This window comes from Flavobacterium sp. 2 (assembly GCF_049949195.1).
GTDB lineage: Bacteria > Bacteroidota > Bacteroidia > Flavobacteriales > Flavobacteriaceae > Flavobacterium.
On the sequence record NZ_CP188206.1, the window covers coordinates 358,087 to 382,825 of the forward strand.

Here is a 24,739-nt window from a genome sequence, read left to right on the forward strand (position 1 = left end):
AAAAATTCTAAATTCCAAAAGCAAAACTTCAGTCAACGTAATACTGCCATTTCTCCTTCGTCGAAATGACAAACTTAACGTAAAAACATACAAAATAGAAAAATCCCAAATTCACTTAAATTGGAATTTGGGATTTTTGTATTGAAAATTAGACTTTCACTATCTAATTAATTTTCTGTATTTCAAACGTTTTGGAGTTAAATCACCACCAAGACGTTTCTTTTTGTTTTCTTCATAATCAGAGAAACTTCCTTCGAAGAAATAAACTTCAGAATCTCCTTCAAAAGCTAGAATGTGCGTACAAATTCTATCTAAGAACCATCTGTCGTGAGAAATAATTACCGCACAACCAGCAAAATTCTCTAAACCTTCTTCAAGTGCTCGAAGTGTATTAACGTCAAGGTCATTCGTAGGCTCATCCAGTAAAAGTACGTTTCCTTCTTCTTTCAAAGTCATTGCTAAGTGCAAACGGTTACGTTCTCCACCAGAAAGCATAGACACTTTTTTGTTTTGTTCACCACCACCAAAGTTGAAACGTGATAAATAAGCTCTAGAATTCACTTGCTTTCCGCCCATCATAATTAATTCCTGACCATCAGCAAAGTTTTCCCAAATCGATTTATTCGGATCGATATTAGAGTGTGACTGATCTACATAAGCGATTTTTACAGTTTCACCAACTGAAAATTCTCCACTATCAGTAGCTTGCTCTCCCATAATCATTTTGAAAATGGTAGATTTACCAGCACCGTTTGGTCCAATAATTCCAACAATTCCAGCTTGTGGCAAAGTAAAGTTCAAATTATCATAAAGTAATTTTTCACCAAAGGCTTTTGCAACGTTTTTGGCTTCAATAACATTCGTACCTAAACGTGGACCATTTGGAATGTAGATTTCCAAGTTTTCGTCCAATTGTTTTTGGTCTTCATTTAATAATTTGTCGTAATTCTGTAAACGTGCTTTTTGCTTAGTCTGACGACCTTTAGCACCTTGACGAACCCACTCTAACTCACGCTCTAACGTTTTTCTACGTTTCGAAGCTACTTTTTCTTCCTGAGCCATACGGTTTGATTTTTGATCTAACCAAGAAGAATAGTTTCCTTTCCATGGAATACCTTCTCCTCTATCCAACTCAAGAATCCAACCAGCAACATTATCTAAGAAATATCTATCGTGCGTTACAGCAATTACAGTTCCTGAATATTGTGCTAAATGCTGTTCCAACCAAAGAACTGACTCAGCATCAAGGTGGTTGGTAGGCTCATCCAGAAGTAATACATCAGGCTGTTGTAATAACAAACGACATAAAGCTACACGACGGCGCTCACCTCCAGAAAGGTTTTTAATTGGCGTATCACCTTCTGGCGTACGCAATGCATCCATTGCGATTTCTAATTTTGTATCGATTTCCCAAGCACCAAGCGCATCAATTTTATCTTGCAATGCCGCTTGACGGTCCATCAATTTATCCATTTTATCTGGATCTGAGTAGTTCTCTTCAAGACCAAATAAATCATTAATTTGGTTGTATTCTTCTAAAACTGCCATAGTTTCAGCAGCTCCTTCACGAACAATTTCGATTACTGTCTTAGAATCATCAAGAATTGGCTCTTGCTCTAAATATCCTACTGTATAGCCAGGCTGAAAAACCACATCTCCCTGATAGTTTTTATCAACTCCTGCAATAATTTTTAAAAGTGAAGATTTTCCAGAACCGTTAAGTCCTAAAATACCAATTTTAGCTCCGTAAAAGAAACTTAGATAAATGTTTTTAAGAACAGGTTTATCTGCTCCCTGATAGGTTTTACTCAATTTTTGCATTGAGAAAATTACTTTCTTATCGTCTGACATTTGTTTTATTTTTATTTATATTGTTTTTATTATGATCTCTATTTCAATTAAAACAGATTAAACTCTGCCTTTCAAAGCATTGAATACCCAAGCATTAGCAAAAAAACCAACTCCAACGGCAGCAAATCCCCAGCCCGAAACATCACTGTATCTAAAAATTCCTAAACCTATAAGCAACAATCCCATAAGCACCATTATTAAAGTAGCCCATCCTAAAATGGTATTTTTATTCATTCCCATAATTGTGTAATTATTTTAATCTGATTATTTTTTAGAAAGGCAAATATCGTGAATTATTACGGCTTAATTAAATATTTTATACAGCATTTCTTTTAGCAAATCAGATTGTGGAAGCGCATTTGCTCCAACACCTTTGCTCTTTACGTCAATATCACGCAATGCTCCAACTATCTGACTCACTTTTCGCATCGGGTAATTCTTCACAGCCAAATCATATTCTTTTAGAAAATAAGGATTTACACCAATTGCAGCAGCAACATTTTTCGGGTTTTTATCTTTAAGTCCATGGTATTTTAAGAGTTGAACAAAAAATCCAAATACCAATCCTGTTGTCATAACTAAAGGATATTCTTTGGGGTTGTGAGCAAAATTCTCTGCAATTTTATACGCTTTCAACTGATTACGTTCTCCAATTGCTTTTCGCAATTCAAAAACATTGTAATCTTTACTGAAACCAATATTTTCCTCAATATGCTCAGCCGTAATCATTGTACCTTGTGGCAAAATAATCTGCAGCTTTTCAAGCTCATTATTGATTTTGCTTAAATCTGTTCCAAGGAACTCAACCAACATTGCATTTGCTTTTGGATCAATTGTATATTTTTTTCCCGCCAAAACTCGTTTTATCCAATCACCAACCTGATTTTCGTAAAGTTTTTTACTTTCGTAAACCAAACCATTTTGTGCCAATACTTTAGTAACTTTTTTACGTTTGTCCAGCGTTTTGTATTTGTAGCAAAAAACCAAAACCGTAGTTTCCATTGGGTTATTGGCATAGGCTTCTAATTTATCAATATTTCTGGACAAATCCTGAGCTTCTTTTACAATAACAACCTGACGGTCAGCCATCATAGGATAGCGCTTGGCCGTTGAAACAATATCTTCTACAGAAACATCTCTTCCGTATAAAACAGTTTGGTTGAAACCTTTTTCTTCTTCTGCAAGCACATTTTCCTCAATATATTCAGATAATTTATCGATATAATAAGGTTCTTCCCCCATTAAAAAATAAATTGGCTTTATATTTCCGGCCTTGATATCATTGACAATTTTTACAACTTCGTCCATTTAAAATTTGTTTCAAGTTTCAGGTTTCATGTTCATCGTTCAATAACTTGAAACTTTAAACCTGAAACCTAAAACTATTTTATATTTTTGCTTTATGCAGCAATTAAATTTTCCAACTTATAGTTTTCGATTCAAAAATAGCGAAAATAAAGTGTCTATTTTTGATGAAATCAGAAAAAAATTTATCATTCTTACCCCAGAAGAATGGGTTCGCCAGCACGTTGTTCATTATCTATTACATGAAAAAAAATATCCTAAATCATTAATAAATGTTGAGAAAGTTTTAAAAGTCAACGGATTAAGAAAAAGATATGATGTTGTTGTTTTTAATTCTGACGGTTCTATACATATACTAGTAGAATGTAAAGCACCCGAAGTGAAAATCTCTCAGGCAACTTTTGATCAAATTGCTCGTTATAATATGACAATGCAGGCACGGTTTTTGAATGTCACAAACGGACTAAACCATTTTTATTGTCAAATGGATTTTGAAAACGAAAAATATCAGTTTTTGAGAAATCTGCCAGACTATAAAGAAAACCATTAAAATAAATAATTTAAGAACTTTTGGATAAAATAGCAGTTGTCATTTTAAATTGGAACGGAGTAAAATTGCTGGAGCAGTTTTTACCATCTGTTATTCAGTTTTCAGAAGGAGCGACAATATATGTTGCCGACAATGATTCTACAGATAATTCAGTTGAATTTGTTCGACAGAACTTCCCTACCATTAAAATTGTAAAAAACACAGGCAATTATGGCTTTGCAAAAGGTTATAATGATGCTTTAAAACATATTGATGCCGAGATTTATGCACTAGTCAATTCAGATATTGAAGTAACTGAAAATTGGTTAAAGCCAATACTTGAAACTTTTGAATCTGAAAAACAGACTGCCATTATTCAGCCAAAAATTCTTGATTTTAAAAACAAAGAATATTTTGAATATGCAGGTGGTGCCGGTGGATTTATCGATAAATATGGTTTCCCATTTTGTCGCGGACGTATTTTTGATACTGTTGAAAAAGACAATGGGCAATACAACGACAATTGTGAATTATTCTGGGCATCAGGCGCATGTTTCTTTATCCGAAAAAAGGTTTATGATGAGTTGGGAGGTTTTGACGAAAGCTTCTTTGCACATCAGGAGGAAATTGACTTATGCTGGCGGGCCGCAAATGAAGGGCATATTATAAAATACAATTCGCAATCTGTTGTTTACCATGTTGGAGGCGCAACTTTACAACAAGGAAATCCACGAAAAATATTTTTGAATTTTAGGAATTCATTACTAATGCTTGTGAAAAATTTACCTAAGAAAGGTTTATTCTTTGTGATTTTCTTCAGAATGGTTTTGGACGGAATAGCGGGTATCCGTTTTCTTACACAAGGGAAATTCAGCCATACTTTTGCTATTTTGAAAGCACATTTCTCTTTTTATTACCTATCTTTAAAGTATCTAAAAAAGCGAAAAGATTTTCAAATACAGCAATACTATACCGTAAAAAGTATCGTTTACCTCTATTACATAAAGAAATTACTGGTTTTTAAAGAAATCTTTAACAGTAATCAAAATATTAAAAACTAAATTTGTAATCAACGTTTAATTAAATATAATACCTATGAGAAAAATAGTTATCGCACTATCAGTATTAATGGCCTTAACTTCGTGTGTATCGAAAAAGCAATATGCTGCACTTGAAGCTAAGAACAAAGAGACCCAAGATTTATTAAACTCTTGCACTGTTAAATTAAATTCTTGTTTAGAAGAAAAAGCTGGTTTAGCTGCTACAGTTGAAGGCTTAAAATCACATAATCAAGACTTAATCAACAGTTCAAAAGATTTAACGGTTTTAACTACTAAAGGAGCTGAAAACCTAGAAAAATCTCTAGAAAGCTTAAAAGAGAAAGATTTGAAAATCTCAAGACTTCAAGATGCTCTTACGAAAAAAGACAGTGTAACTTTAGCATTAGTTACAAGCTTAAAAGGAGCAGTTGGAATCAACGATCCAGATATCGAAATCAATGTTGAAAAAGGAGTTGTATTTATTTCTATCGCTGATAAATTATTATTCAAAAGCGGAAGTTATGACGTAAGCGACAAAGCAAAATCTGTTTTAGCGAAAGTTGCTAAAGTCGTAAACGACAAACCTGATTTTGAATGTATGGTTGAAGGACACACAGATGACGTTCCTTACAAAAGCAACGGAGTTTTGTTAGACAACTGGGATTTAAGTGTTAAACGTTCTACTTCTATCGTTCGTGTATTAACAAATGACCTTGGAGTTAACCCTGCTAAATTAATTGCAGCTGGTAGAAGTTCATATGTACCATTAGTTGCAAATGATACTCCAGACAACAAAGCACGTAACAGAAGAACTCGTATTGTGGTTATGCCAAAAATCGATCAGTTCTATGATATGATTGAAAAAGAAATGAAAAAACAAGCGAAATAATCCTTGTTTTACATATCATAAAAACAGAAAAAGCAGGTCTTACGACCTGCTTTTATGTATCCTTAATTTTTTTAATAACCAATTAAATATAAATCAAGAATAGCATTATTTTTAATCAACTAACTAAATTTTAACTATACTAAAGTTAGTGATTATTTTTTAACATTTACACAATTTCAGTTTTTTTTTACAAATATACCATGTTGCCGTTTTCAGTATTGCAATTATTCTACTCCATAATTTAAAGGCAACATATCTCCAACTCTTTTTTCTGAAATTTTCCCTGAAAAAAGTATGTCTTGAATATTTGAATTATTTCCATACTTATAAATATAAAAACTATCTGTTTCAAAAGTAATCCTCGATGCTTCCTTTTTATCAAAGATAAGATTGTAAACAGCTACATTTTTTTTTGAGTTTAAATTCATGTTTTCACTTTTATCCTGATCAATTAATTCTACTTTTGCATAATCCTCTTCCTTAGTTATTTTGAAGCATTTAGTTGGATCTTGATTATATTTACCTTTAAACAATAAAAACTTCTTCGCTTCCCAATCCGTATTTGCTAAATTTCTGAAAAACTGAATTTGAGATCCCTGAAATGTTTTTTCTCGTTTTTTTAAGACTTTAGCGCTATTATCAATTTCTTCAAATCGGCTAACGCCACCATAAAAATTCTTAAAAGCATCTATTGAATTAATACTAAATCTATTAAAAGAAACTTCAAAAATTACCAATTCAAAATCAATTTTATATCCTAAGGCCGGATTTATAATCACCAAAGGTTTATCCGAAGAGGCTGTAAAAAGTAAATTCTTTTTATCATAATTAAATTTAATATCATCTTCATTTTTGATAATAGCTGATTTTGCATTACTAGTTGTTCCTAAAAAATATTCTCTAAACAACTTTAATTTCTGAGCTCTTGTAAATTGATTGTTATTATTAACAACAACTTCTTTAAGCTCATTTTCAGAAATCTTCATCACAATATTTAATGGCTTAGAGACATCTAATCCCGATAAATACTCGGTCTGATAGCCCATTAAACTAATCACTAAAATATTATTAGCATTAGGTTCATACTTGATAGAAAATTTTCCATCAGCGTCTGAAACTGTTGAAATTGTTGTACCATCATAGTAAATATTTACTCCTTCTAACGGAGTATTGTCTTTCCCTGTAATTTTACCATTAAGATTATCTTGTGAAAATATAGTGACCGCAGAAAACAAAAATAAAAGAGTTAGTAGTTTTTTCATTAAAGTCAAAAGGTTTGGTTAATTCACTACTAATTAACCAAACCTTTTTGTATTATCCTAAACAATCTATTTTTTTCTTACAAAATATCAATATCGCCTTTCCCTTCTCTCACGATAACTGGTTCATAATCTGATAAATCTATAATTGTCGAACCCACATTGTCGCCATAACCTCCATCAATTACCAAATCTACAAGATTCTGCCATTTTTCAAAAATCAATTCTGGGTCTGTTGTATACTCAATTACATCATCTTCATCACGAATAGAAGTCGAAACAACAGGATTTCCCAATTGACGAACAATTTCTAAAATAATATTGTTATCAGGAACACGAATACCAACTGTAGTTTTCTTTTTAAACTCTTTTGGTAAATTATTGTTTCCTGGCAAAATAAAGGTGTACGGACCTGGTAAAGCTCTTTTCAAAATTTTGAAAGTCGATGTATCAATCTGACGTACATAATCTGATAAATTACTCAAATCATGACAAATAAACGAAAAATTAGCTTTCTCTAATTTAACGCCTTTTATTTTTGCAATTTTTTCTAAAGCCCTAGAATTGGTAATATCACAACCTAAACCGTAAACAGTATCTGTAGGATAAATTACCAATCCACCATTCTGAAGCACTTTCACAACTTTTGCAATTGCAGCTTCACTGGGTTTATCTGGGTATATTTTTATGAATTCAGCCATTATGTTTTTGTTTCAAGTTTTTTCATGTTTCAAGTTTCAAGTTTGCGTTCCAACAACTTGAAACTTCAAACATGAAACTTGAAACTTTTTTTATCCTACGACATCTAATTTAGCAAATCTTAACAACAATTTCTTAATTCCGCCTACCTCAAATTTAATTTCAGCTTTTTTATCAGCGCCAACACCTTCCAGATTAATCACTTCGCCTTTTCCAAAACGTTCGTGCATCACCACATTTCCAACCGTTAATTTGCTATCAAATAAATTTGGAGCACCGGCATTTGGATTCGTTCCTCCAACTGGTTTTAGTTTTCTGATATTCAAATCCGGTTTCGGATTATTATCGGTAATATGTTTTGGCGGCGTTCCTCCTACTGGTTTTGCTAATCTTAATTTAGATTTATCTACGTCTCCAAAAATATCGCCGTCAATTGGTGATTTATAACGATAATTGCTTTCAGACGGAGTTAAATATTCTAAATATTGACCATCAATTTCTTCAATAAAACGAGATGGCTCACTATCTGTCAATTTTCCCCAACGGTAACGAGATTGTGCATAAGTCAAATACGCCTGATGTTCGGCACGAGTTAAAGCTACGTAAAATAATCGACGTTCTTCTTCTAATTCACTTCTGGTACTCATACTCATAGCACTCGGAAACAAATCTTCTTCCATTCCCACAACAAAAACATGAGGAAACTCAAGTCCTTTTGCTAAGTGAATCGTCATCAAAGCTACACGATCTTCATCATTTGTATCTTTATCCAAATCAGTTGCCAAAGCTACATCTTCCATAAATTCAGAAAGCGCACCTCTTGCTCCATCGATTTCTCTTTGACCTTCCGTAAAATCTTTAATACCGTTTAAAAGTTCTTCGATATTCTGAATCTTCGCCATTCCTTCCGGTGTAGCATCTTTTTTCAATTCTTGAACCAATCCGGTTTTCTTTGCAACATGATCTGTTATATAAAAAGCATCTTGATTCTGATCAATAACCTGAAAACTCTGAATCATCGTAACGAAATCTTTCAATTTGTTTTTAGTTCCGGCATTCAGTTTCAAATCGATTTTATCGATATTCACCATTACTTCCCAAATCGAACGTTTGTAATGATTTGCTGCAATAGTCAGTTTTTCAACAGTTGTATCTCCAATACCTCGTGCAGGATAATTGATTACACGAATCAATGCTTCTTCGTCTTTTGGATTCAAAACCAAGCGCAAGTAACACAAAACATCTTTAATTTCTTTACGCTGATAAAATGACAAGCCACCATAAATTCGGTACGGAATATCACGTTTTCTTAAAGCGTCTTCCATCGCACGCGATTGTGCATTTGTACGATACAAAATGGCAAAAGCGCCATTATGCAATTGATTCTGCATTTTCTGCTCAAAAATTGTACTTGCAACAAAACGCCCTTCTTCTGCATCGGTCAAACTTCTATGGACTTTAATTCTCGGCCCAAATTCATTTGCCGTCCAAACCACTTTATCCAGTTTGGTTTTATTATGCTCCATTACCGTATTTGCCGCTTCTACAATATTTCTTGTAGAACGATAATTCTGCTCCAAACGAAACATTACTACGCCTTCATAATCCTTTTGAAAATTCAAAATATTATTGATATTCGCTCCACGGAACGCATAAATACTCTGCGCATCATCACCAACCACACAAATATTCTGAAATCTGTCTGATAAAGCTCTAACAATCAAATATTGAGAGTGATTTGTATCTTGGTACTCATCAACCAAAATGTAACGGAAACGATCTTGGTATTTAGCCAAAACCTCTGGAAAACGAGTCAATAACTCATTAGTTTTCAATAATAAATCATCAAAATCCATTGCACCGGCTTTAAAACAGCGCTCTACATATTGCTGATAAATTTCTCCCAATCTTGGTCTTTTTGCCATTGCGTCGGCTTCAACCAATTCAGGATTATTAAAATAAGCTTTTACGGTAATCAAACTGTTTTTATAACTTGATATACGTCCTAAAATTTGTTTTGGTTTATAAATATCGCGATCCAGCTGCATTTCTTTGATAATCGAAGAAATCAATCTCGCCGAATCCTGAGAATCGTAAATAGTAAAATTGGAAGGATATCCTAAATGATCTGATTCTGCACGAAGAATACGAGCAAAAATCGAGTGAAAAGTTCCCATCCAAAGATTTTTAGCTTCAGATGCTCCCACAATATCCGAAATTCTATGCTTCATTTCGCGCGCCGCTTTATTGGTAAAAGTCAGCGACAAAATATTGAAGGCATCAACTCCTTGAGCCATCAAATAAGCAATTCTAATTGTTAAAACACGGGTTTTTCCCGAACCTGCACCAGCAATAATAATCATTGGCCCGTCTTTCTTTAAAACAGGCGCTCTCTGCGCTTCGTTGAGCTGGTCAATATATTTCTGCATGTAATTTATCTCCTTTATATGCAAAAATAAGAATTAAAAGAGAAAGTTCCTAAGGTACTAAGATTCTGAGATGCTAAGTTTTTTTTGAAGCCGAACAATAGGCATTTTATTGAACATGGTTTCCCGCTTTCGGCTTTATCTCTCCTCCCGATAGCCATCGGGATGCGAGGATACCGCCTCTATCGGGGCTAGATTCAAACAATTGGCTTTCTTTAAATATTTTGAACCATATAAGTAATAATAAGTTCATTTAATTCTATTACTGAGTAAAATATTGTTAATACTCATATGACCAGAAATTTTGAAAACCTTATTGAAGATACAGCTTATAATTTCTCATATAACTTATATCGTTTAAGAAAAAACTACTTGAAGAAAACATCATACGCAAATCGAATTAAAGTTCCAACCACAACAACCAAAAAGAAAATCCTAATAAATCCATTTCCTTTGTTGATTGCTAATTTTGCGCCAAGCCAACCTCCAAGTCCATTGCTTATTGCCATTGGAATTGCGATTGCCCATATTATTTTTCCTTTGATCATAAACAAACAAATCGAACCAAAATTCGTTGCCAGATTTACCATTTTAGCATTCGCGGAAGCGTGAAGAAAATCAAAACCCAAAAGTGCAATAAAGGCAACTACAAAAAAACTTCCAGTTCCTGGCCCAATAAATCCGTCATAAAAACCAACAATAACACTAATTACAACCGCATAAATAATTTGCGTTGTAGCCGAATGTTCTTTGGCTTCATGCTGACCAAAATTCTTCTTTGCATAGGTATAAACAAATAATAACGACAAAACTACAAGCAAAAGCGGTTTCATAAAATCGTTGCTTACCATTGTCAAAATTGTAGAACCCAAAAATGCCGATGGAACTGCCAAACACATCATTATGATTAATAATTTCCATTGAATAACTACTTTTTTTAAATACTGAAAAGCAGCAAATGCAGTTCCGCTGAAAGCTGGGATTTTCAAAGAACCAATTACTGTAGAAACAGGCAAATTAGGCAATAAAATTAATCCCATTGGAGTTTGGATTAAACCGCCTCCACCAACAATTGCATCAATAAATCCAGCAGCAAATGCGGCTAAGCAAAGAAAAAGTATTATGTATGAATCCATTAAAAGTAAAATTGTGTAGAATTTAAAAAACAGCTACAAAAGTAAGTTTTCCGTTTTGTTTATTACCGAAAATTTAAAACGGATTTCTCCTCAAAAAGTATATTTTTGCTAAAAAATTTAACCCAAATGGATTTTACAAGAATTATAGAATTAGCCAGTTATACACTTCCTGCAATTGTTACGGGATTTGTTGCCTACAGTTTTTTTGAACTGCATATTAAAAACAATGATAAAAAACGTGCTTTTTTATTGAATAGAGATTATCAAAAACAATCACTACCAATACGTTTACAAGCGTATGAGCGTATGACCTTATTCTTGGAACGTATCAATTTAACTAAATTATTGATCAGAATTGCACCAATTTCGCAAAACAAACACGATTACGAGAACTATATAATCGATCAGATTGAGCAAGAATTTGAACACAATCTGACACAGCAAATTTACATGTCTGATGAATGCTGGACGATTATCACAACTGCAAAAAATGCTACAATTCAAATGATTCGAAAAGCTGCAATGAGCGATAAAGTAGAAAATGCTGATAAACTTCGTGAAGTAATTTTAAATGATTTATTAGAAAAACAATCACCTAGTAACGCTGCTTTAGGATATATTAAAAATGAAGTTGCAGATCTTTGGTAGAATATAACTTACTCGAAAGATTGAGTAATTAAAACATACTCAATCTTTCATTTTTATTTTAGCTAACCCATTCTTCACGATATTTTACCACTATCCATTTCCCTTTCTTTTTTTCTAAGAAAACTCGGTAACCTGCACCACACAAGCCAGAACAATTCAAAGTATATTTTACATAAGCCTTTTTTCCATCAAGTGAAATTATTGGAATCGTAGCGTAGTAATAACTAAAATATTTTACGCTTTTAATATCATTCCTAACCTCTTTGACTGATTTGATATCAACTTCATTAAAATCATTTTGCGATATTTTGAAAGTATTAAAGTTTTTGTTTTGAAATTCAATATACAACGAATCTGATTTTGAAAAGAAAAATTTTTCCTTCGGAATATCAGGAAATCCAATTAGAAATTCTATCAATTCAGACTCGCCTTCAGCTTTCTTAGGCAACTTGTTTTTTTCAATATGCTCAATTTTCAACTTTTGCAAATCTTCACAAAAAGAAACCTTATTTTCCTTTCCTAAATATTGAGCTATTTCTAAACTATCACTATTAATGACAGCTTTAATTATTGCATTAATATCTTCATTTTTGGGTAATTTAAAATTGTTGTTGCTCTTTTCTTTCTGACAACTTGCAAAAAAGAAAGTCAAAAACATAAATGAAACTAAACAACATAAAATTCTCATATTTTCAGATAAATTAATCTTCACATCTACCTATTATCACTCATAACTTCCGATTTATTCTGAGCATATTCATATCCTTGTTCCCACCATTCTTTCATTACTTCTTTATTAAAAATAAGTGCATTATCAGTAAGTTTTGTCGGGGTGTAATATAAGTTAAGTTTAACATTCTTATTGTTTGCCATAAGTTTTCCTATAGCAATGTCATGTTTTTCAACCTGATCCAAAGCAATTCGGAACAAATCAATCATTAACGAAAATGGATTTTTACCAATAACCGTTTTATCCATATTTACTTCAGTTTCTAAAATAATAACATCAATTTCAGTGGCTCCGCGATTAATTGCTTCACGAATTGGAACTAAACTCGAGAATCCTCCATCGCCATATTCGTAATTATTTTTCTCCACCAAACTCATAAAAGGAACATAATTACTTGAAATCCAAGACCATTCTATAAACTCTTCATAACTGCAATCTTTAACAGATTTATATTCCGATTCGTTTTTGGTGAAATTGGTTACCGTGATAATAACATCTGTTTTCAGTTTTTTTAGCTTATTGAAATCAGATAATGAAAAGTTATTGCGAATATATTTTTTCAAGCCTTTACTCTCTCCAAAAGTCCTTTTTCCTTTAAAAAACTGGCGTAATACATTGAAATGATTAATCGTTACTATATCAACACCTTCTTTATTTTTAACCACAAACGGACAAATATTAAAAATACTTGCCATTGTAACATTAGTATAAACCGAATGAATTTTTTTAATATGCCCTAAAGCTAAATGCGGAATCAGCAAACTTCCGGTAGAAGTGCCTAAAAACAAATCATATTCATGATTTTTTTCTTCGATTAAATACTGCGCAACTCCTCCGGCAAAGGCGCCTTTACTTCCGCCGCCAGAAATAACTAATGCTCTCATATGTGGTATTGTAGGTTTTATTTTTTTAGAAAACAGATAAAAGAATAAAGAGTAAAGACTTTTATATTCGGTTAAATCTTTACTCTTGCTTCTTTGTTCTATTCTCTATATTCTATTCTCTTTTCACTCTTTCAGCAAACGATTCAATTGAAACTGTTCATCGGGGGTCAAATTAGGCAAAATTCTTTCAAACGAAGCACGCATTTCAGAATTTTTTAATAACATTCTTATTGTGTCTCTTCCAAATTTTGAAAACTGCCACATATGATGCGTAGTTGAAGCAACTAAGTTACTCAGAACCTGATCGTTGATGATTTTAAAAGCGATTAGTTTTTCGAGTGCATTCTGTCGAGTTGTTGCCTCATATTTAGTTGAAGAAAAACCAATTAATTCAGCGACAAGTTCATCTGGATTTGATGCGTAATTTGTTGTAGATAAAGCCAAAGAAAGCCACATTGTACGAAGATTATAGTCGTTAAAACCAATCCAGTTTTTTGATTTATCTAAATATTCATTTCGATATTCTGGAAAATTTCTCCATAACCAATACAATGCTATTTCTTGCGTTTGATACGATTTATCGTCTAACAAAGTTTCGTACTCTGCCCTAAAATCCTCTGGAATTTTAGTTAAACTTTCAGCTATTGTTTGGCGAATCTGAATATTATTTGTTTTCATGGCCAGAACCAGTAATTCTTTTTTTGATTCGTATTTCTCATTTTCTAATTGATCAATAATCGCTTCTTTTACCGTATGATAAACATCTGAATTTAAAGTTTTAATGAAAAAATCTTTCTTTTCTGCCAATGGCATTTTCTTCAATTTATCAACTTCAAGTCGGACCTGAATAGATTTATTTTTGCTCAACAAAGCATTCGCAACGGGTGTATCAAAAACAGTCGATTCTAACCATGTTTTTTGAAATTTTTCCAAATCAAAATCAGATACTTTTTTAATTTCGTTAAAGAAATCTTCCGTATTTACCGTTTGATACGCATATTTTTTGAGATAACTTTTTATCGCTTTTTTAAATGCTTTATCTCCAATTGATTCATGAAGCACAAATAATGCCCACGCTCCTTTTTCGTAAAAAGTAAGCGAACTCGCTTTTGGATTCAAAACCGGAATTGAATCAGTTCTTGATGCAAATTTTATTTGTTGAGCCGTGTCATAGAGTTTAGAATAAAAATAATCGTCGCCAAAAATATCTCGTTCGGCCAACGCTGCATAATATGTAGCAAAACCTTCCTGAAGCCAGTGATGTTTACTACTTTCGGCCGTAATTAAATCGCCAAACCAATGATGCGCTAACTCATGAGCATCGACATTTGTGTAATTACGATCGACAAATCCAATTGAGTCAACAACATATCGCGTGGCTAAAAGTGTAGAAGTTGTGTTTTCCATTCCTGCGTACAAAAAATCCCGAACCGGAATTTCTCTATAAATCTCCCACGGATATTGAACACCAATTTCTTTTTCTAAAAAATCAAAAATGCGTTTTGAATATCGAAATGTGGGTTCAAAACGTGAAACATCTTTATTTTCTAAATAATATTCAAGCGGAACATTCGATTTCGATTTAAAACTTTTTTTATCATATTTTCCAATGGCAAGCATCAGCACATAAGAACTCATTGGTTTTTTCATTTCATATTGCCAATGAAATGAATTTCCGTTTTGTGATTTTTCTTTTAAAATTCCGTTCGAAACAACCTGATATGCTGTGTCATAAGTTATTCCTAAATTAAAAATCATTTTTTCATTGACGTCGTCAAAACTTGGAAACCAATTGCTGGTGTATCTACCCTGGCCTTGTGTCCAGATTTGAACTTCTTTGCCTTCAATATCAATAAAATACAAAGCTTGTTTTGGTTTTGCTGTATATTCAAAAGTCAAATGATTATCTCCTTTTTGAAAATTCCCAATGATCTGTAATTGCTTGCCTGAATTAACGAAAACAACATCTTTATTATTAATCTGCACTTTGGAGAATTCCATGTTTTTAGCGTCAATTTTTATTGTATCAATCGGTTTTAAAATCGTAAAACCATAATCGACGCTACCTGAAATTGATTTTTCTTTGGCATTTAAAGTTAATTGTCCAGAAGCGGTTTTAAAATCAACAAATTGAGTTTGTTGTGCAAAAATAAATCCAGTAAAAAACAAAAAGATATATTTCATTGAAAATTTTATTTTAAGGAATCTGTTTCCCAAGATTGCGGATTGTTTTTAATATAATCGTAAATTATTTCGAATCGTTTATAATTCCTAACAATATGATCGTGATAATTAGTTTGCCAAATTGATTCAGTTCCATTTATTTGCTTTGTTGTTATGGATTTGAAAATTGCTACGAAAGATGAAATGGATTTCGGTTTACGTCCAAAATTCGATTCAGATTGCTTTTCGTCCCCATCGTCCCGTAGAGGCGCACAGCAGTGCGTCTCCGCAACGTTTGTCGTCATGATATGTCCGTTATTTAATTCTGCACCGCTTTTCGTTGTGGATATGCTGGACGGAGACGCACTGCTGTGCGCCTCTACGATATGCGTTGTGGTTTTACATCCATTTGTGTTTTCAAATTCATTCATTTTTTGAATTTCATATTTGTTTTGAATTTCTATCAATAAATGAATATGATTTGGCATAATAACCAATTATGAAAAAACCAGTTTTTACGAATAGTAATTGATTTTAAAAGTTCTTTCTCAACAATCTTTCCATTTTCATTTAAAATCATTTTACTGTCTACAATCGTTCCAAAAATACATTCTCTATTTTTAGCAACCATTGTAATAAAATATACTGCTTCACTCGAGTAATCCCAATTCTTCAATCTGGTTGAATTGGTTTTAAATTTATCTTTATATAATGACATATTTTGGCGTGTAAAATTTCAAAGTTACAAACCTTTCGTCAACAAATAGAATGAAATTTGTAAGTTTACCATTTAAAATTCCAAATCGTGTCTACACCTAAAAAAGCCTTATTCAACTGGAGCAGCGGAAAAGATTCTGCTTTAGCTTTATATAAAATTCTACAAAATCCCACTTATCAAATCGAATGCTTAGTTACGAGCGTGAATCAGCAATTTCAACGAATTTCGATGCACGGCGTTCGTGTTGAATTATTAGAAGCGCAAGCAAAAAGTATCGGAATTCCATTAAAAATTTTGCAAATTCCTGAAATGCCAACAATGGAAGTTTATGAAAATGTAATGACAAAAGCCTTAACCGAATTAAAAGAACAAGGTATTTCTCATTCTGTTTTTGGTGATATATTTTTAGAAGATTTACGCAAATATCGAGAAGATCAATTGGCAAAATTGGGTTTTGAAGGCCTTTTTCCAATTTGGAAAATTCCATCGCACGATTTAATTCAGGAATTTATTTCATTGGGATTTAAAACTATTGTAGTTTGTGTTAATGAAAAATATTTAGACAAAAGTTTTGTTGGCCGAATTATCGATCAGGATTTTATAAATGATTTGCCAGAAAATGTGGATGTCTGCGGAGAAAACGGCGAATTTCACACTTTTGCTTTCGACGGGCCAATTTTTTCTAAACCCATAGATTTTGAAATTGGCGAAATTGTTTATCGTAAATATGAAAAACCAAAAACTGAAGATTCTTCAAATACTGCATGCGATACAAACGACGAAACTGCTTTTGATTTTGGTTTTTGGTATTGTGATTTGATTCCGAAATAAAATAGTATAAAAACTGCCACGAATTCACGAATTTTTCTTTTGTTTGATAAATAAAAATTCGTGAATTCGTGGCGGTTTTTCTTTTATTCATTATACATTGCCAGCAAATTAGTTACCGTATTCCAGTTTCGAATTGTTACAATAACATTTAGTTTTTTCTCAATATATTTACCTTCAAGCCTGGTTTTTCCGGCACCAACGGCATATTTAATAAAAATTCTATTGCCGTCAATACTCGCTTCATCTGGTTTAAACTGACTGATTTTTAAATCGTTTATATTTTCACTTTTCAAAACAGTCGAAACAAAAGCAACGTAAAGTTTTTTGGTGTCTAAATCTTTTTCTTTTAAATACGGACTGTTTTTAAAACATAGCTCTAAATCTTCTTTTGTAATTACAATTACAGAAACTTCATGACCGAAAACCTTAAAAATTTCCTGTTTGATCATGAAACCAATTTTCGAAGCTTCTTCTTCGCTATCAACAAAAACATTTCCAGATTGCAGATACGTTCTGATATTTTGAAATCCGATGTTTTCCAGCATGGTTTTCAATGCTTCCATTTTCATCATATTATGACCAGAAACGTTGATGCCGCGTAAAAGTGCTAAGTGCGTTTTCATATTCAAAGTTTATTAAAAAAGAAAAAAGTATTCAATTTAAAAAAACAGAATACTTTTAATTGTTTAGCAAACTTACGGTTTTTATTTTGCTTTTTTGTATGTATAGACGCGATCACACATACTCGCATTATCATTTAAATGACCTGATTTATCTAAAGTTAAACTCTCAAGTAAACCACCTGTACAACTTGATATTAAAAAATTTTGCTCTGTGTATGTTAAAACAAAAGTAGTTGCGTTTTCGGTAGTTTTTATTTCAAAAGTTCCTGATAAAGTTGTGATCTTATTATCATAATTTCGTGTTTTTGTAAAAGTATTATCTTTATTAAATTGATACGAAAATTGTGTCGAAGATGGATCGTTTGCGTACGGCTGATCTGCAAACTGATTCCATTTTCCATAATAATCAGAAACTACTACATCATCAGAATCATTGTTTGAACAAGAAATAAGCGTCAGGAGCAAACCAAATAAAAGTACAATTTTTTTCATTTTTTCTAAAGTTTTAAGGTTATTTATTAATAAGACTTTACTTTCTTAAAATAGTTGCGTCTTGACTTTACAACTTAACGATAAGTTAATGTTCAAACACTTGAAAACGATATTTCATTTTCAAAATTCCTAATTAAAATCTATCTTCGCTTTCCAAAGAAAATAGAGCAAAGAAGAAAGAGTATAGACTAAAAAATTGTCTTTGTTCTTTCTTCTTGGCTCTATTTTCTAAAATCTAAGCCAGTCTAAAATCTAATAATCTAAGAAGTCTAAAAAAAATGTCTAACAATCTTCTTGAAACCCCAATTGAATACTTAAAAGGTGTTGGCCCGAGTCGCGGTCAATTGCTTCGTAAGGAATTGGGAATTCATAAATATGGAGATTTAGTCAATTTTTTTCCGAATCGATATATTGACAGAACCCGTTATTATAAAATTAATGAACTTCAGAATACAGGAACAGAAGTTCAGATTATCGGAAAAATAATCAATATCAAAACAGTTGAATTTGCTAAAAACAAAAAACGTCTGGTTGCCAGTTTCGTGGATGATACAGGGCAAATTGAACTAAATTGGTTTCAAGGACATAAATGGATTCGTGAAAGTTTGAAACTGAATGAAACTTTAGTGATTTTTGGAAAATGCTCTTTATATGGAAGCCAATTTAGTATGGCACATCCGGAAATCGAACTCTTGACAGAACACGAAAGAAGTCTTCGTTCTGCCATGCAGCCCGTTTATCCTTCTACAGAAACACTCGCCAACCGTGGAATTTCGAACAGAACCATCAATAAACTGATGGAACAATTGTTTATCGAAACTCAGGCTTTGTTTACCGAAACTTTTCCTCCTTATTTAATCGAGGAACTGAAATTAATTCCGAAAAGAGCGGCCTTATTTAATATACATTTTCCAAAAAGCACTGATATTTTGGCGAAAGCCCAATTCCGATTGAAATTTGAGGAATTGTTTTTTATTCAGCTTCAATTGATTACCAAAAACTTAATTAGAAAGCATAAAATAAAAGGGCATCCGTTTTCTAAAGTTGGTGAATTATTTAATGACTTTTATCAAAATCATTTGCCTTTTGACTTGACCGGCGCTCAAAAAAGAGTAATCAAGGAAATCCGAACTGACATGGGAAGCAACGCTCAAATGAATCGTTTACTTCAGGGAGATGTTGGGTCTGGAAAAACAATTGTTGCCTTTATGAGCATGCTTTTAGCAATTGACAATGGTTTTCAGGCTTGTTTAATGGCGCCAACGGAAATCTTGGCCAACCAGCATTTCATAGGATTATCGGCATTTGCAAATACCTTAAATATTAATATTAGAATATTGACGGGTTCAACTAAAACTTCTGAAAGAAAAATTATTCATGAAGAACTTGAAAACGGAACCCTGCAAATTTTAATTGGAACGCATGCTTTATTAGAAGATAAAGTTCAGTTTAAAAATCTAGGTTTGGCTGTTATTGATGAGCAGCATCGTTTTGGTGTGGAGCAACGCTCAAAATTGTGGAAGAAAAATGATATTCCGCCACATGTTCTGGTCATGACAGCGACGCCAATTCCGAGAACTTTGGCGATGAGTTTATACGGAGATTTAGATATCTCTGTAATTGATGAATTACCGCCGGGCAGAAAACCTATTCAGACCGTTCATAGATACGATACAAACCGATTGAAGGTTTGGAAATTTCTTCGTGATGAAATTGCGCTCGGAAGACAAATTTACATTGTTTATCCGTTGATTCAGGAATCTGAAAAAATGGATTACAAAGATTTAATGGACGGTTACGAAAGTATTTCGAGAGATTTTCCACTGCCACAATATTCGATTTCGATACTTCATGGAAAAATGAAACCAGCAGATAAAGATGCTGAAATGAAACGATTTTCTGAAGGAAAAACCAATATCATGGTTGCAACAACTGTTATTGAAGTTGGAGTTAACGTACCGAATGCCAGTGTTATGATTATTGAAAGCGCAGAACGTTTTGGATTATCGCAATTGCATCAATTACGAGGACGAGTTGGTCGTGGTGCCGAACAAAGTTACTGTATTTTAATGACGAGCCATAAACTTAGCACCGATAGCAAAACTCGCATGGAAACTATGGTCGGCACCAATGACGGTTTTGAAATTGCAGAAGTAGATCTTAAACTTCGTGGTCCTGGTGACCTAATGGGAACTCAACAAAGCGGTGTTTTGAATCTACAAATTGCTGATATCGTAAAAGATCGAGATATTTTATCTTTGGCCCGAAACTATGCAATGAAAATTCTGAAAGAAGACAGCGCACTGCAAAAACCAGAACATGCAGTTCTAAAAGCTGTTTTTATTGAGTTGACAAAAAAGAAGAATATTTGGAATTATATTTCTTAATCTAAGATGCTAAGATTCTGAGGTACTAAGGTTCTAAGTTTTTCCATTAGCTTTCAACTTTACTCAGAATGACATTCAAATTTGATTTTCATTTTAACTTTTGTACTTTGAACCTAAAAAAAACTTAGAACCTTAGCATCTTAGAATCTTAGCAACTTTTAAAAAAACTTCACTGCATCAAACTTTAAAATATTCTATTAGTTTTTCTTGGTGATTAGATTTGTTGGGGGACAAATTTAAGGTTGAATATTTCGATTGATACAGCAAAGTTTTTTGAATTTCATACTTATTTTTTAGGAGTTTCTTTCTTTTCAAAAAGGCCGCTAAACAAACCTTTGCTTACTTTATTTTTATCATCTTTTCCTGTTGCAATAAGATGATCAATATATTCCATGTATGTTTTTTTGCGCTCTTCTAGAAAACCAATCAAATATTCTTCAGATGCCAACATGCCGCTGGCTTCTTCTATGTGCAAAAGTTTTTTATACAAAGGCTCAATAAATTTGACTACAATATCTTCTGGAACAGATTTTCGAGTTCCAAAATAACCTACGATTTGCCCATCAGAGTCGGCTATAATTTTAAAATCGGTAATTACCCAATAGTATCTGCCCGTTTTTGACATATTCTTGATGATGGCATGAATATTCTTATTCGATTTGATACTATCCCACAAAAATTTAAAAATTACTTTGGGCATATCGGGATGGCGAATAATATTATGAGCTTGTCCAATCAGTTCAAATTCATCATAACCTGATACGTCAATAAAATCTTCATTGGCATATAAAATAGTTCCCTTTGTGTCCGTTTTGCTAAGTAATATTTTATTTTTATTCCAATCAACTTCTCTCTCTGATGGCGTTGGGCGGGTAATTCTGGTATCCATAAATTTTCTGCATTTAAAATTAGTATCTGTTTACATTGTTGCGGGTAGTATTAAATTTTGAGTTAATGATTTGGATTTGTTTTTCCACTAACTGACTTAAAATGAATATCATTTACAAGATCGTCAATCTTTTTAGCGCTTTCTTTCATCATTTCCAGATAATTTAAAAGCTGATCGTTATCAGTATGTCCTTTTGAAACATCAATTAGCTTTAAAACCGAACTTACAGGCATTTTTAAATCTAAAGTTGTTTTGTGTATAAAATCATTGTATTCTTTAGTAGCCGACATAGAACTGAATTTTGCAGAAGCCAATTTGATGTTTTCCAATTCATATTCATCAGAGATTTTTGAAATATGATTTTGGCTATGCGCTTTAAAATAATAAGCCCAATATCCGTTCATGAAAAAGACAGCGCCCGCTAATACAACATGCACTAAAAAAGTTTCCATATCAAAATTCACTTGCGAAAAATAAATTTGCAAACCGTTTGCATCGTTATATACGTAATTTTGAAGATAAGCTAAAGCACCGTGATGTAATATAACCAAAAGAGTCAGAGGTATTTGTAATTTCCAGTTTTGATAAATAATTAAAATTGTACTCGCCACAAAAACGGTAAAGTGCATTTCAAACAAACCATGCATTTGGTAAATGTATTGTGCCATAAAAATGGCCAATACAACTGAAAGTACATATTGATAGAACTTAGAATTTTTAAGAAAAAATTTAGCTGAATAATAAGCCAGTAAGTTCAGTGTTCCTACTCCTGCTCCAATCTCCCAAGTGTCATATTTAAAGGATAAGGCGATACCAAGAAGAAAGTAGACCGCAAGAACATAATTAATAATTGTATCCGATTTTTCTGTCATGGTAGACATGAAACTGTGCAGGTAGTCCTGCTCATTCAAACTAGCTTTTCTTTTCATAAATTAGGTAATTAAGGGGTTAGATTTATTTAGTGCATTTTGGTAATGAACATCCGTACGCTCTTAGTGCCAAAGCATCAAATGATGGGGCATTTGTATGTCTTAATAAAGATTCTATTGCCTGTTGGGCATAATTAGTTTCGGAATCGGTACAATATCTTGTTTTATTATAATTACCCCGAAAATATAATTTTTGTGAACTATCTATTAATGCAGCCTGCGGTGTAGAGAAAACGCCGACGCTTTTTGCAATTTCCCGATCAAAATAAACAGGAATCTTAGCATCAAATTTCTTCTGGATTTCTTCAATGCTAACACTCTTTTCATTGTTAATGACTACTATCTTAAAATTAACGCGGTCACCGTATTTTTTTATCAGTTCGCTTACATGAGGAGCATTAAACCGGGAACAAGGACATTCCGGATTAAAAAAATGGATAAAAACAGGTTTTTGATCCACTGTGCAACATTTCAAATCAATTTTAGTTCCTGTTGCGACAGCAAGATAATCTTTAGGGATGGGTGTGGGAAGACTGTACTGAAATTCATTTTTCCAAAACAAAACCGAAATAGCGGCAAAAAGCAAAGAAAGCCATAAACCAAGAAGTAGTTTTCTCTTCATAAATAAATAGATTTTGAATTAAAAATATAAACAGTTGTTAATTTTAAAACTTTGCAATGCGAAAGAATCAACTCTAAACAAATAAAAAACCTACATTTATCAATGCAAAAACAGAAAAATGATGTTTTTTACATTAAAACACCATTATTTTGTTTAACCTTTATCAATGTTACAAATAAAATCGATAAAGCACAAAATAATTCAGATAAAATGCATTCAAAAAAAAATATTGTACGTATTTTCCGTAATTACTTCCGCGTATTTTTACTTTTTTTATAAATAAAAACCTACTTTTAAAATTATTCTTTTTAGATAAAAACCACAATTTCAGATTAAAAGCTAATTTTGAGAATGAAATTTGATATTTTTTCTCAACAGCGTTAAACCATTGTAAAGAAAAATAGTCTAAACCTCGCAGCTAAGTAAAAACTTGTACATACAAATGTTAAATTAAGAGCAAGCTCTTTCGTTTTCGCATCAAAAAGTTAAATTTGTTAGCTACAAAAACAAAAACCCAAAAAATATATCACTTTAATTTTATGAAAGTAAAAAACCTAATTTATGCCTTGATTATTATTGTTTTAGGAGGATTCATTGCTTACAGAGTAATGTCCAATAAAAGCAAAAATGACGAATCAAAAAAGTCTGGTGACAAAGACAAGCCAACAACTGTTACTGGTATTGTTGTTAAAACAGCCACTTTTGATAACAATTTATCTTTGTCAGGATCAATTGAGGCAAATGAACAAATTGAAATCAGAAGTGAAGTTTCGGGAATTGTTGAAGGTATTTACTTCAACGAAGGAAGTTATGTAAATAAGGGTCAGGTACTTTTCAAAGTTAATGATATTGAACTAAGAGCTCAGCTTCGTCAGGCACAAACCAGAGAAGGTTTAGCTGGTGAAAACGAAAGAAGAGCAAAATTACTTCTTCAAAAAGAAGCCATCAGTCAGGAAGAATTTGATGTAGCAAACGCAGATTATGCTTCAGCAAAAGCACAAACACAATTAATAAAAGCGCAAATTTCGAAAACTTCAGTAAAAGCTCCTTTCTCAGGAAAAATTGGTTTGCGTAATATTTCTCCGGGAACTTACATTACACCAACAATTTTAGTTGCGAAATTAGTAAACACTGGAAAATTAAAAATCACTTTTTCAATTCCTGAAAAATATGCTACACAAGTAAATAATGGATCGAACATTGACTTCACCGTTTCTGGTTCTGACAAAGTTTACAATGCTAGAATATATGCAATAGAACCAGAAATCGCTGTAGCAACAAGAACTTTGCAAATTCGCGCGATTGCAGATAATATTGACGGAAAACTTTTCCCAGGAACATTTGCCGATGTAAAACTTCCTTTAAACATTATTAAAGATGCTATTGTAGTTCCGTCTGAAGCTATTGTTCCTGTGCAAAGCGGAAAAAAAGTTTATATCTCGGATATGGGAAAAGCCAAAGAAGTTATGGTTGAAGCAACTACTCGTACAGATTCGTCAATCTTAATTTTATCTGGACTAAAAGCTGGTGATACTCTGGTAACAAGCGGTGTAATGTCTCTAAAAAATGAAGCACCAATTAAAGTTATCGTGAAATAGTCATAAAGTCAAAAGTCATAAAGTCGCAAGACTAAAATATAGATTTAAAGATATCAGTAAAATTTAGTAATAAATCTGAAATCTAAAATCT

General features: G+C 32.5%; 24 protein-coding genes. 7 read left to right on the forward strand and 17 right to left on the reverse strand.

Annotated elements, in window-relative coordinates; all coding sequences use genetic code 11:
- Positions 1-159: 159 nt before the first annotated feature.
- From ettA to holA, 3 genes are all read right to left on the reverse strand, one after another.
- Positions 160-1,851 (reverse strand): energy-dependent translational throttle protein EttA, encoded by a 1,692-nt coding sequence (gene ettA / locus ACNFIH_RS01435; RefSeq protein WP_111291005.1) that lies wholly within the window; start codon positions 1,849-1,851, stop codon positions 160-162.
- Positions 1,852-1,908: 57 nt separating this feature from the next.
- Positions 1,909-2,091, reverse strand: coding sequence for a CAL67264 family membrane protein (locus ACNFIH_RS01440; RefSeq protein WP_035643908.1), 183 nt, complete (start codon positions 2,089-2,091; stop codon positions 1,909-1,911).
- 63 nt (positions 2,092-2,154) lie between these two features.
- Complete coding sequence (holA, locus tag ACNFIH_RS01445; RefSeq protein WP_142448855.1) at positions 2,155-3,159, reverse strand: DNA polymerase III subunit delta; 1,005 nt, start codon at positions 3,157-3,159, stop codon at positions 2,155-2,157.
- Between the two features lie 94 nt (positions 3,160-3,253).
- Here holA and ACNFIH_RS01450 point away from each other — a divergent pair, with 94 nt between their 5' ends.
- Genes ACNFIH_RS01450 through ACNFIH_RS01460 form a run of 3 tightly spaced genes read left to right on the forward strand, consistent with a single transcriptional unit; the run spans position 3,254 to position 5,614 of the window.
- Positions 3,254-3,706 (forward strand): type I restriction enzyme HsdR N-terminal domain-containing protein, encoded by a 453-nt coding sequence (locus ACNFIH_RS01450; RefSeq protein WP_142448856.1) that lies wholly within the window; start codon positions 3,254-3,256, stop codon positions 3,704-3,706.
- A 20-nt stretch (positions 3,707-3,726) separates the two neighbouring features.
- The gene (locus ACNFIH_RS01455) at positions 3,727-4,746 is read left to right on the forward strand and encodes a glycosyltransferase (protein WP_426485161.1); all 1,020 of its coding nucleotides are present in this window, start codon (positions 3,727-3,729) and stop codon (positions 4,744-4,746) included.
- A 34-nt stretch (positions 4,747-4,780) separates the two neighbouring features.
- The gene (locus ACNFIH_RS01460; RefSeq protein ID WP_035643915.1) at positions 4,781-5,614 is read left to right on the forward strand and encodes an OmpA/MotB family protein; all 834 of its coding nucleotides are present in this window, start codon (positions 4,781-4,783) and stop codon (positions 5,612-5,614) included.
- Positions 5,615-5,838: 224 nt separating this feature from the next.
- On the opposite strand, the gene ACNFIH_RS01465 is transcribed toward ACNFIH_RS01460, so the two are convergent.
- From ACNFIH_RS01465 to ACNFIH_RS01480, 4 genes are all read right to left on the reverse strand, one after another.
- On the reverse strand, positions 5,839-6,876 hold the full coding sequence (locus tag ACNFIH_RS01465) for a carboxypeptidase-like regulatory domain-containing protein (RefSeq protein WP_426486707.1): 1,038 nt from the start codon (positions 6,874-6,876) through the stop codon (positions 5,839-5,841).
- Between the two features lie 77 nt (positions 6,877-6,953).
- Entirely contained in the window at positions 6,954-7,574 is a 621-nt protein-coding gene (locus tag ACNFIH_RS01470; RefSeq protein WP_035643919.1) for an L-threonylcarbamoyladenylate synthase, read from the reverse strand.
- A 90-nt stretch (positions 7,575-7,664) separates the two neighbouring features.
- Positions 7,665-10,001 (reverse strand): ATP-dependent helicase, encoded by a 2,337-nt coding sequence (locus ACNFIH_RS01475; RefSeq protein WP_426485162.1) that lies wholly within the window; start codon positions 9,999-10,001, stop codon positions 7,665-7,667.
- Between the two features lie 365 nt (positions 10,002-10,366).
- A complete protein-coding gene (locus ACNFIH_RS01480) occupies positions 10,367-11,134 on the reverse strand; it encodes a sulfite exporter TauE/SafE family protein (protein WP_426485163.1) in 768 nt (255 codons plus the stop codon).
- 126 nt (positions 11,135-11,260) lie between these two features.
- Here ACNFIH_RS01480 and ACNFIH_RS01485 point away from each other — a divergent pair, with 126 nt between their 5' ends.
- Entirely contained in the window at positions 11,261-11,782 is a 522-nt protein-coding gene (locus tag ACNFIH_RS01485; RefSeq protein ID WP_035643924.1) for a hypothetical protein, read from the forward strand.
- A gap of 58 nt (positions 11,783-11,840) precedes the next feature.
- Here the strand turns inward: ACNFIH_RS01485 and ACNFIH_RS01490 are convergent, their stop codons facing one another.
- The 5 genes from ACNFIH_RS01490 to ACNFIH_RS01510 form a co-directional block, all read right to left on the reverse strand.
- The gene (locus ACNFIH_RS01490) at positions 11,841-12,470 is read right to left on the reverse strand and encodes a hypothetical protein (RefSeq protein ID WP_426485164.1); all 630 of its coding nucleotides are present in this window, start codon (positions 12,468-12,470) and stop codon (positions 11,841-11,843) included.
- 26 nt (positions 12,471-12,496) lie between these two features.
- Positions 12,497-13,396, reverse strand: coding sequence for a patatin-like phospholipase family protein (locus ACNFIH_RS01495; RefSeq protein ID WP_426485165.1), 900 nt, complete (start codon positions 13,394-13,396; stop codon positions 12,497-12,499).
- A gap of 123 nt (positions 13,397-13,519) precedes the next feature.
- Entirely contained in the window at positions 13,520-15,580 is a 2,061-nt protein-coding gene (locus ACNFIH_RS01500; protein ID WP_426485166.1) for a M1 family metallopeptidase, read from the reverse strand.
- An 8-nt stretch (positions 15,581-15,588) separates the two neighbouring features.
- Positions 15,589-16,047, reverse strand: a complete 459-nt coding sequence (locus ACNFIH_RS01505) for a hypothetical protein (protein WP_426485167.1) — start codon at positions 16,045-16,047, stop codon at positions 15,589-15,591.
- Complete coding sequence (locus ACNFIH_RS01510; RefSeq protein WP_426485168.1) at positions 16,023-16,277, reverse strand: hypothetical protein; 255 nt, start codon at positions 16,275-16,277, stop codon at positions 16,023-16,025. The genes ACNFIH_RS01505 and ACNFIH_RS01510 overlap by 25 nt, the downstream gene beginning before the upstream one ends.
- 87 nt (positions 16,278-16,364) lie before the next feature.
- Between ACNFIH_RS01510 and ACNFIH_RS01515 the strand changes: the two genes are divergently transcribed.
- A complete protein-coding gene (locus ACNFIH_RS01515) occupies positions 16,365-17,108 on the forward strand; it encodes a diphthine--ammonia ligase (protein ID WP_426485169.1) in 744 nt (247 codons plus the stop codon).
- An 83-nt stretch (positions 17,109-17,191) separates the two neighbouring features.
- Here the strand turns inward: ACNFIH_RS01515 and ACNFIH_RS01520 are convergent, their stop codons facing one another.
- Complete coding sequence (locus ACNFIH_RS01520; protein ID WP_426485170.1) at positions 17,192-17,731, reverse strand: DUF1697 domain-containing protein; 540 nt, start codon at positions 17,729-17,731, stop codon at positions 17,192-17,194.
- A gap of 81 nt (positions 17,732-17,812) precedes the next feature.
- A complete protein-coding gene (locus ACNFIH_RS01525; RefSeq protein ID WP_426485171.1) occupies positions 17,813-18,223 on the reverse strand; it encodes a hypothetical protein in 411 nt (136 codons plus the stop codon).
- A 278-nt stretch (positions 18,224-18,501) separates the two neighbouring features.
- Between ACNFIH_RS01525 and recG the strand changes: the two genes are divergently transcribed.
- Positions 18,502-20,610: an ATP-dependent DNA helicase RecG gene (gene recG, locus ACNFIH_RS01530; protein ID WP_426485172.1), complete on the forward strand. Its 2,109-nt coding sequence runs from the start codon at positions 18,502-18,504 to the stop codon at positions 20,608-20,610.
- Between the two features lie 286 nt (positions 20,611-20,896).
- Here the strand turns inward: recG and ACNFIH_RS01535 are convergent, their stop codons facing one another.
- The 3 genes from ACNFIH_RS01535 to ACNFIH_RS01545 form a co-directional block, all read right to left on the reverse strand.
- Positions 20,897-21,499: a PAS domain-containing protein gene (locus ACNFIH_RS01535; protein WP_142448868.1), complete on the reverse strand. Its 603-nt coding sequence runs from the start codon at positions 21,497-21,499 to the stop codon at positions 20,897-20,899.
- Between the two features lie 62 nt (positions 21,500-21,561).
- Positions 21,562-22,428, reverse strand: a complete 867-nt coding sequence (locus ACNFIH_RS01540; protein WP_035643943.1) for a hypothetical protein — start codon at positions 22,426-22,428, stop codon at positions 21,562-21,564.
- A 25-nt stretch (positions 22,429-22,453) separates the two neighbouring features.
- Positions 22,454-23,050 carry a peroxiredoxin family protein gene (locus tag ACNFIH_RS01545; protein WP_426485173.1) on the reverse strand — a complete coding sequence of 199 codons (597 nt, stop codon included), beginning with the start codon at positions 23,048-23,050 and terminating at the stop codon, positions 22,454-22,456.
- Between the two features lie 539 nt (positions 23,051-23,589).
- Here ACNFIH_RS01545 and ACNFIH_RS01550 point away from each other — a divergent pair.
- Positions 23,590-24,648 (forward strand): efflux RND transporter periplasmic adaptor subunit, encoded by a 1,059-nt coding sequence (locus ACNFIH_RS01550; RefSeq protein ID WP_426485174.1) that lies wholly within the window; start codon positions 23,590-23,592, stop codon positions 24,646-24,648.
- Positions 24,649-24,739 lie beyond the last annotated feature (91 nt).